This is a genomic window from uncultured Algibacter sp., from assembly GCF_905480415.1.
Taxonomy (GTDB): domain Bacteria; phylum Bacteroidota; class Bacteroidia; order Flavobacteriales; family Flavobacteriaceae; genus Algibacter_B.
The window spans coordinates 18,681-27,421 of record NZ_CAJQQI010000175.1 but is presented as its reverse complement, the minus strand read 5'-3'; the positions used below and the strand labels follow the sequence as shown (position 1 = coordinate 27,421).

The 8,741-nt window shown below is 32.4% G+C and carries 9 protein-coding genes; 3 read left to right on the top strand and 6 right to left on the bottom strand.

From position 1 onward, the window contains the following. Nucleotides 1-713 (bottom strand): choice-of-anchor B family protein (locus QZ260_RS12065; protein WP_295986594.1); only part of this gene is annotated, 713 nt, incomplete at its 3' end. 83 nt (nucleotides 714-796) lie between these two features. On the opposite strand from QZ260_RS12065, the gene thiL reads away from it, so the two are divergent. Further along, nucleotides 797-1,843, top strand: a complete 1,047-nt coding sequence (gene thiL / locus QZ260_RS12060) for a thiamine-phosphate kinase (protein WP_295986592.1) — start codon at nucleotides 797-799, stop codon at nucleotides 1,841-1,843. Here the strand turns inward: thiL and QZ260_RS12055 are convergent. The 4 genes from QZ260_RS12055 to QZ260_RS12040 all read right to left on the bottom strand — a co-directional run bounded on the left by QZ260_RS12055 (nucleotide 1,840) and on the right by QZ260_RS12040 (nucleotide 3,980). Then, on the bottom strand, nucleotides 1,840-2,100 hold the full coding sequence (locus QZ260_RS12055; protein WP_295986590.1) for a hypothetical protein: 261 nt from the start codon (nucleotides 2,098-2,100) through the stop codon (nucleotides 1,840-1,842). The genes thiL and QZ260_RS12055 overlap by 4 nt on opposite strands. 74 nt (nucleotides 2,101-2,174) lie before the next feature. Beyond that, entirely contained in the window at nucleotides 2,175-2,441 is a 267-nt protein-coding gene (locus QZ260_RS12050; protein WP_295986588.1) for a hypothetical protein, read from the bottom strand. 60 nt (nucleotides 2,442-2,501) lie between these two features. After that, nucleotides 2,502-3,278 (bottom strand): alpha/beta hydrolase, encoded by a 777-nt coding sequence (locus QZ260_RS12045; RefSeq protein ID WP_295986584.1) that lies wholly within the window; start codon nucleotides 3,276-3,278, stop codon nucleotides 2,502-2,504. Between the two features lie 45 nt (nucleotides 3,279-3,323). Next, the gene (locus QZ260_RS12040; RefSeq protein ID WP_295986582.1) at nucleotides 3,324-3,980 is read right to left on the bottom strand and encodes a hypothetical protein; all 657 of its coding nucleotides are present in this window, start codon (nucleotides 3,978-3,980) and stop codon (nucleotides 3,324-3,326) included. Between the two features lie 116 nt (nucleotides 3,981-4,096). Here QZ260_RS12040 and QZ260_RS12035 point away from each other — a divergent pair, with 116 nt between their 5' ends. After that, a complete protein-coding gene (locus QZ260_RS12035) occupies nucleotides 4,097-5,419 on the top strand; it encodes an aspartate kinase (protein ID WP_295986579.1) in 1,323 nt (440 codons plus the stop codon). A 58-nt stretch (nucleotides 5,420-5,477) separates the two neighbouring features. Here QZ260_RS12035 and QZ260_RS12030 read toward each other — a convergent pair whose 3' ends face one another. Beyond that, entirely contained in the window at nucleotides 5,478-6,770 is a 1,293-nt protein-coding gene (locus QZ260_RS12030) for an aminopeptidase P family protein (protein WP_295986577.1), read from the bottom strand. 124 nt (nucleotides 6,771-6,894) lie between these two features. Here QZ260_RS12030 and QZ260_RS12025 point away from each other — a divergent pair, with 124 nt between their 5' ends. Beyond that, nucleotides 6,895-8,718 (top strand): T9SS type A sorting domain-containing protein, encoded by a 1,824-nt coding sequence (locus QZ260_RS12025; protein WP_295986575.1) that lies wholly within the window; start codon nucleotides 6,895-6,897, stop codon nucleotides 8,716-8,718. Nucleotides 8,719-8,741: the final 23 nt, after the last annotated feature.

The following is an 8,741-nucleotide window of genomic DNA, read 5'->3' as shown; positions in this document are numbered from 1 at the left end:
ACTTTAACATCACGCCAACTACTCGAAACTGTTGCAGTTGGTAAATTTCCTAAGTAAATAGGGTTATATGGTGTTGTAATGTCAATAAAAGCAGTTTTATTATTAGTTGCCATTAAAGCATACTCTTTTCCAGTGGTTGTATCTGTCCAGCCCCAGCAATCATTACCTGCAGAAGAGAAAAAAGTGGCTAAAGGTATGTTCGCCATTAAGTCATAATCATTACAAGGGTAAATACCTGCAAGTCCATTTTCACATAAAGCTAGAGGAGCGTTAGGATCAACATAATCTTCGTCACATAAATTCCCTATACCATCATTATCATCGTCTTCTTGATTGGGATTTGCTACTAAAGAGCAATTGTCATTAGCATTTAATATACCATCGTCATCGTAATCATCGTCGTCACATGTGTCCCCTATTCCGTTATTATCGGTATCTTCTTGATTAGGGTTAGCAATAGAAGGGCAATTATCATCTGCGTTTAATATGCCATCACCATCATCATCATCACATGTATTCCCTATACCATCATTATCATCATCTTCTTGATTTGGATTTGCTACTAAAGGACAGTTGTCTACACTTTCTTCAATGCCATCATTATCTGTATCAACAATGGCTACTATTTCAACAGGTTCGTCAGTGCATGATTGTACATTAAAAACAAAGAAACATAGTAAAGAAAAGGCATAAATAGGGCGTAAAAATTTCATAGGAAGATTGATAGTAAAAATTTAAAGAATTTAGTTTTTGCATAAAGATAGTAAAAACAAAAATAGCTTCTTATTTTTGCTAAATGATAGAAGATAAAAATCAACAGAGAACACAGCTAAGTGACTTAGGTGAATTTGGATTAATTGATCATTTAACAAAAAATTTTAAAGTAAAACATAAGTCAACAATAAAAAGTATTGGGGATGATGCTGCAGTTTTAAATTTTGATAACAAAAAAATTGTTGTTACGACAGATTTACTTCTTGAAGGGGTTCACTTCGATTTGAGTTATATGCCTTTGAAGCATTTGGGGTATAAGGCGGTTATCGTCAACTTGTCTGATGTTTATGCAATGAATGCCAAAGCGACTCAGATAACAGTTTCTATTGCGGTATCTAATAGGTTTCCATTAGAAGCTTTAGAGGATTTATATGCTGGTATTGAAACTGCTGCAGATATTTATGATATTGATGTTATTGGTGGAGATACAACATCTTCAAACAAAGGATTATTAATTTCTGTAACTGCAATTGGTGAAGTAGAATCTGAAAATGAAGTTTATAGAAGTGGTGCAAAACCAAACGATTTATTGGTTGTTTCCGGAGATTTAGGAGCAGCATATATGGGGCTTCAAGTTTTAGAACGAGAAAAAGAAGTTTACAAAGTAAACCCTAATAGCCAACCAGATTTAGAACCGTATACGTATATCATTGAAAGGCAGTTGAAACCAGAAGCGAGAAAAGATATTGTTAAGTTACTGTCAGAGTTGGGTGTTAAGCCCTCGTCTATGATTGACATAAGTGACGGGTTGTCTTCTGAAATCATTCATATATGTAAGCAAAGCAAGGTAGGTTGTGATTTATATGAAGAAAAAATACCGCTAGACCCTCAGGTTATTTCTACTTGTGAGGAATTTAATATTGATAGTACGACAGTGGCATTAAATGGGGGAGAAGACTATGAATTGCTTTTTACTATTTCGCAAGATGATTTTCTAAAAATAAAGGCAAACCCGAGTTTGTCCGTTATAGGATATATTAAAGAAGAAAAAGAAGGCATTCATTTAATAACACGAGCAGATACAAAAATTCCAGTAAAAGCCCAGGGTTGGAAAAATTTTAATGATTAAGCAATAAATAATTTTCCTTCTGATTGAGTTTTAATAATGCTTTTTCTTTTATTAATTCTAAGTATACGTTTGTGGTGTATACGCTCAAGAACATCGTTTATTTCTTTAAATTTTGTTGTAAGCTCTACTAAATTACCGTTGCCGCTTGTGGTTAGCTGATGGTTACAGGATTTACAGGTGTATTCTTTAACATGATAAGTAACGTGACGCGTCACTTTATAGTCATGGCCAAACACCATGCAGTGAATATTTTTCATTTTGTTTGCGTAATTAATTGTTCTAGAGAGACTTCTAAATGTATTAAAAAGCAGCTTACTATGTTAAAAAATAGTTAATAAATCGACAAAGCGATGGTTTTTTTCTTTAAACGTTCAGTTCTTGAGGTATAAATACGTTCTAAGATAGCATTTATCTCTTTAAATTTTGGTGTAAGTTCAATTAGTTTGCCATTACTATTGGTTGTTAATTCTTTTTTGCAATGTCTGCACGTGTACTCTTTTACATGGTAGGTTACTCTCTTAGTAACGTCGTAATCATGCCCAAAAAGATTGCAATACATTTTAGGGATAAGCGTAGGTTTGTTAGTAGTTTTTTTCATGCCATAATCAATTGGGAGGTTGAATCTAAGAATAAAATTCAATAAATCGATAAAAAGTCGTTAATTTTCGATGAAATGCATTATTTTGTGTAAGAATTCATCTTTATTTTCAATATGACTCATGTGTCCATCAGGAAATTCTACTAATTTAACTTTAGTGTTTTTTATTTGAGAAATTAAAGATTCATAGTCTAAGACAGGATCTTTTTTTCCTAGAATGAACATTTTTTTAAAAGGTGTAAAATGTAAAAGAACTTCTCTATTTTCTCTAATCTTCATACCTTCAAGTGCTGCAATAATACCTTGCAAAGGTGTTTGTTGTGCATCTTTAATAACGGCTTTTATTTTTTCTGAAAACATAGCTCTGTTTTCGGGATTGAATAAATTAGCAATAGCAATTCTAATAAATGTTTTATGATTTTGCTTAACAGCTAAAATAGCTCTATCTCTATTTTTTTTCTTTTCTGGAGAATCAGCATTTGCCGTCGAATTCATTAAACACAATCCTTTTATAGCATCTGGATTTTTTTCCGCGAATGCGAGCGCAACATAACCGCCCATTGAATGACCAATAAAAGTTGAACGCTTAATTTTTAAATGTTCTAATACGGCTTCAACTGTTTCAGCCATGAGTTCCATAGTATGGACATAACCGAGACAACCCGTTTTTCCATGACCTAATAAATCTATACAAATAACCCTATTTTGCTTTGAAAGTGTTGCAATAAATGGTTCCCATATTAATGCGTTTTCTAAAAATCCGTGAAGTAATACTATGGCGTTTCCTTTACCTTCATCTGTGTAAAAAACAGTAATGCCTTTATGTTCTAGGTACATGCTTAATTTATCTCCATCAAAGATAAAATCATGCCATCACATAAACTAAGATTTCACTCTTTTAATAGCCGTAAATGCCTTATCCACAAATTCATCTTCAACTAATATTGTAAACTCATTCGTGGTTGATAAAACTTCGTATAACACAATACCTTCCCAAGCTAATCTTTTAAAGAAATGATAATATAAACCTGCTATTTTAGAATTGTCTTGTGGAAGATTTATGCTGATAGCTGATAAATCTTTTTGTACAGCAAGAAAAGCTTCATTCTTTAAATGATTTTTTATGAAATCATTTAAACTACTAGAAACAATAATATTGCTTTCATGTATCCCTCGGGTAAAGGTGTAGAACAATTTATCATCTTTATTAATATGCTCTAATATTTTGGCATGATTATCTATTAAGGTTGTTGAGTTTTTAACGGTAAAATCAGTAAGGTTTGAGCGCACAGTAATATCTCCGAGATTTTGAATTACCCGTTTCATTTTTATCGAATTACCTAAAGTTACAGGAGGATTATAACGTCTTAAAGCCATCATTATAGCTCCAGGTTTTACATCTTTTTTGAGCATTTTGCTAATGGGTTCTACAAGCTCTAAAGCTAAAGCACTAAAATTTATGATGTTTCTGGATAAGGCTTCCTCTAAATAAGGCTGTGTTATTAATATGTCTTCAACACAATTTGATACCGTTTTCATATACTTAATTTGCCTAATGTTAATTATTTAACAATATGTGTAAAAATACCTCTTTTTTTTAAGAAACATAGTTGTTAAGGAAATGAGTTATAGTTTTACACTTCAAATCAATGAAAATGAAAGTATTAAAGTTTGGAGGAACTTCAGTCGGATCCGTTGAAAACATGTGTAATGTTAAACATATTATTGACGATGGTTGTAAAAAGGTTGTAGTCCTTTCGGCTATGTCTGGTACTACGAATCAATTGGTTTCATTAGCTAAAGATATTGATGCCGGCAAACCAAATGATGGCATTGATAAGATAAATAAACTTCACGAAACATATTTTAAGACTATTGATGAGCTTTTGAGTGATTCATTTTTAAATAAGGATGTTAAAAATTATGTTTCAAGCATTTTTGAGCTTTTAGTTGAATGCACGTATAAAGATTTTTCTGAAACCATAGAAAATGAGATTTTAGCACAAGGTGAATTACTTTCAACTTATATATTTAATAGTTATTTAAAACAAGAAGGTATTCGTGCATCATTATTACCAGCTTTAAGTTTTATGCGAATTGATGCGTTTAAAGAGCCCGATATTGATTATATAAAAGAACATTTTGAAAGTGTTTTAAACAATGCTGAAGATTCAGAAATTTACATCACCCAAGGATTTATTTGTTTGGATGATGAAGGCCGTATTTCAAACCTTCAACGTGGTGGTAGTGATTATACATCAACCATTATTGGGGCAGCAATTAAAGCTGAAGAAGTTCAAATTTGGACTGATATAGATGGCATGCATAATAACGATCCTAGGTATGTTGAAAACACGAGTGCTATTTCAAACTTATCATTTGAAGAAGCTGCGGAGTTGGCCTATTTTGGAGCTAAAATATTGCATCCACAAACGGTAACACCAGTAAGAAAAGATAGTATTCCTGTTCGATTAAAAAACACCATGAAACCTGATGCTCATGGAACTTTAATTTCTAAAAGCACATCAGAGAATGGAATTAAAGCGATAGCGGCAAAAGATAATATTACAGCGATTAAAATTAAATCCGCTAGAATGTTGCAAGCGCATGGTTTTTTAAAGAAAGTATTTGAAATTTTTGAGACTTATCAAACGTCTATTGATATGATTACAACATCAGAGGTGGCAGTTTCTTTAACCATTGATGATGATAAAAATCTTGAAAAGATATTAGTGGAATTAGAAAAGATAGCATCTATTGAGGTTGATAAAAACCAAAGCATTGTTTGTTTGGTAGGCCATTCAGTCGTAAATCATCAAGATACTTATAAATTATTCCAAATATTACAAGATGTAAAAATTAGAATGATTTCTTATGGAGGAAGCAAGAACAATATATCTTTATTAATTGATTCAAACGATAAAATTAATACGCTACAAAAACTAAATGATTATTTATTTGAATTAGTCACTCTGTAAAGTATAATATTAGTGTTTTTAGCAGAAAGGGTCGTTTTTAAAACGACCCTTTTACATTTTATGAATTCATGATATTTTCAATCTCGTCTACTTCAATTGGAATGTTTCTCATAAGATTAAAAGGTTCTCCTCCTTTTTGAATAATGACATCATCTTCTAGTCTAATACCAAAGCCTTCGTCCGGAATATAAATTCCTGGCTCAACAGTAAATATCATATTTGCTTGCATAGGCTCAGTTAATACGCCGTAATCATGTGTGTCTAATCCCATATGGTGGCTCGTGCCATGCATAAAGTATTTTTTGTATGCTGGCCATTCCGGATTTTCGTTTTGTACATCGGCTTTATCAATTAGACCCAAGCTAAGTAATTCACTAGTCATAATGTTTCCGACTTCAATATGATATTCAGCCCAATCAGTTCCAGGAACAAGCATTTTTGTTGCCTCATTTTTCACTCTAAGTACCGCATTGTAAACTGCTTTTTGTCTTTCAGAAAAACGACCAGAAACAGGAACACTACGAGTCATGTCACTAGAGTAATTAGCATATTCTGCTCCAACATCCATTAAAATTAAGTCGCCTGCTTTACACTGTTGGTTGTTTTCTATATAATGTAACACATTAGCATTATTTCCAGAAGCAACAATTGGTGTGTAGGCAAACTTTCTTGAGCGTTGTCTCAAAAATTCGTGCATAAATTCAGCCTCAATTTCAAATTCCCAAACACCGGGTTTTACGAAATCTAATATTCTGCGAAATCCTTTTTCAGTAATATCGCAAGCTTTTTGAATCAAGTCAATTTCAAGAGGTGCTTTCACAGAACGCAATCGTTGCAGTATAGGGTTGCTTTTTGCAACAGCATGAGCAGGATATTTGTTTTTTAGCCATTTAGTAAATCGGTCTTCACGTGTTTCAGTTTCAACATTTGCTCGATAATGCTCATTGGTATTAATGTAAACCGTATCACATTGGGTCATGATTTCAAACATGACTTTTTCCATGTCTTGCAACCAATACACCGTTTTAATACCACTCGTTTTAAAAGCGTTCTCTTTAGTTAGTTTTTCACCTTCCCAAATAGCAATATGTTCATTCGTTTCTTTTAAAAATAGTATTTCACGGTGTTTTTCTTTAGGGCAATCAGGGAATAGAACAAGAATGCTTTCTTCTTGATCTACACCACTTAAATAAAAAATATCTCTATGTTGCTCAAAAGGCATCGTACTATCTGCGCTTATAGGGTAAATATCATTAGAGTTGAAAACCGCTAAACTTTTAGGCTTCATTCTAGCTTTAAAATTTGTCCTGTTTGTTTCAAAAAGCGATTTGTCTATTTGGAAATATTTCATATAAGTAAAGTTTAAAGTTTATTGTTGCAACTGATGTAAATGTATAAATAAAAAGTAGATTTTTATTTCTTATATTTGGTAATCATTCTATGATATGTCGTTTAAAAGTTAATTAAAAATAAATATGAAAAAGATTACGTTAACGTATTTATTGATTATGCTTTTATCATTGATATCCAGTTTGAATGCTCAAGGATTAATTAAAGAAGTTTCATTGGAGAAACAAATTGAAAAATCTAGTTTACTCATAGAGGGAGAAGTTTTATCTAAAGAATCATTTTGGGATAAAGACAATAAGAATATTTACACTGTAAATAAAATACAAGTACACAAAGTTTTTAAGGGCGAATCTTTAACAACTATAGATATCATTACGTTAGGTGGAGTTGTTGGATTAAAAGCAGAAATTGTTACACCTAGTTTAAGTTTAAATGTAAATGATATTGGTGTGTTTATGTTAAATGATAATAATAATATTGAGTTAAAATCTAAATCTAAAAAAAACCAATATAAACCATATTCAAGTTCTCAAGGTTTTTATAAGTATAACTTATACCAAGATATTGCGACAAATATTTTCATCAAAAAAACGGGTATATCTGCATCATTTTACAACGAAATTATGACATATACCAAGTCGGACTATATTGATGTAACTAATTTTAATATTGAAAAAACACAAGCAGCATTCAAACAAATAAAAAATGCTTTGCCACCAAGTGCAATTACCTTTTCGCCAACTACAGTGTCGGCAGGAACACAAACAGTTTTAACAATTAGTGGTTCTGGTTTTGGGTCAATAAAAGGTAAGGTTAGCTTTTCTGAAGCAGATACAGGTGGCTCATCTTTTACTGATGCATTGGATACACAAGTATTAACATGGGAAGACACACAGATTACATTAGAGGTTCCTTCTGGAGCAGGTACAGGTGCAATTCAAGTTACAGATAGCTCCAGTCAGTCTGAAACTTCTAGCGCTATTTTAGTAGTTTCATACTCAGAGATTAATGTTATTAGTAATCAGGCAGCTGCAGGGTTAGATGTTGCTTATCTTACCCAACATGTAAATGATAATACATCAGGAGGGTATACGTGGCAGATGTTTACAGATTTCGATACAAATGCTCAGGCAAAAGCTTCTTTCTTAAGGGCATTTGAAATATGGCGCTGCGAATCTGGTATTAATTGGGTAATTGGAGCTGCAACTACTACGAATGTTATTGCGGAAGATGGTGTTAATGTTATTAGATTTGATATTGGTAATGAGTTGGGAGATGATATTTTAGGACGCTGCACATCTCGTTTTTCTGGTTGTTTTATTAATGGTGATACAAGTATTGCGTGGTATGTTGACGAATTAGATATTGTATTTAATGATAGTCCTGATAATACTGGGTCTCCTACTGTAGAAACTTGGAATTTTGGTGCAGGAGCATCAAGTAACACTGAATATGATTTTGAAAGTGTGGCGCTTCATGAATTGGGTCATGGTCATCAATTAGGACATGTAATTGATCCGAATAGTGATGTTATGCATTTTAGTTTATTTAATGGGCAAGATGAAAGAGTTTTAGGTGCTAACAATATTATTGCGGCGGCTGATGTACAGGGTAGAAGTACATCTAGCGGTCCATGTCCATTAGTCTTAGCAATGACTAATTATTCGGGTAGTTGTAGTTTGAGTGTTGATGAGCGTTATGAGCTGGATGGCAGTATAACCATATACCCTAATCCTGCCAAACAACAGTTTTTTATAAAAAACACCTCATTTGCCAATTTAGAAAGAGTTGCTGTCTATGATGTAAGTGGTAGATTGGTTTCCGATGTAGATGTCTCTTATACATCAAGAACAAAAACTATAAATTTGATAAATGTTTCGAAAGGTATGTATTTTGTTAATATTCATTCTGAGAATGCTTTTATTACTAAAAAGCTTATTGTAGAATAACTTTAAAAAACTTCTAAAAAAGC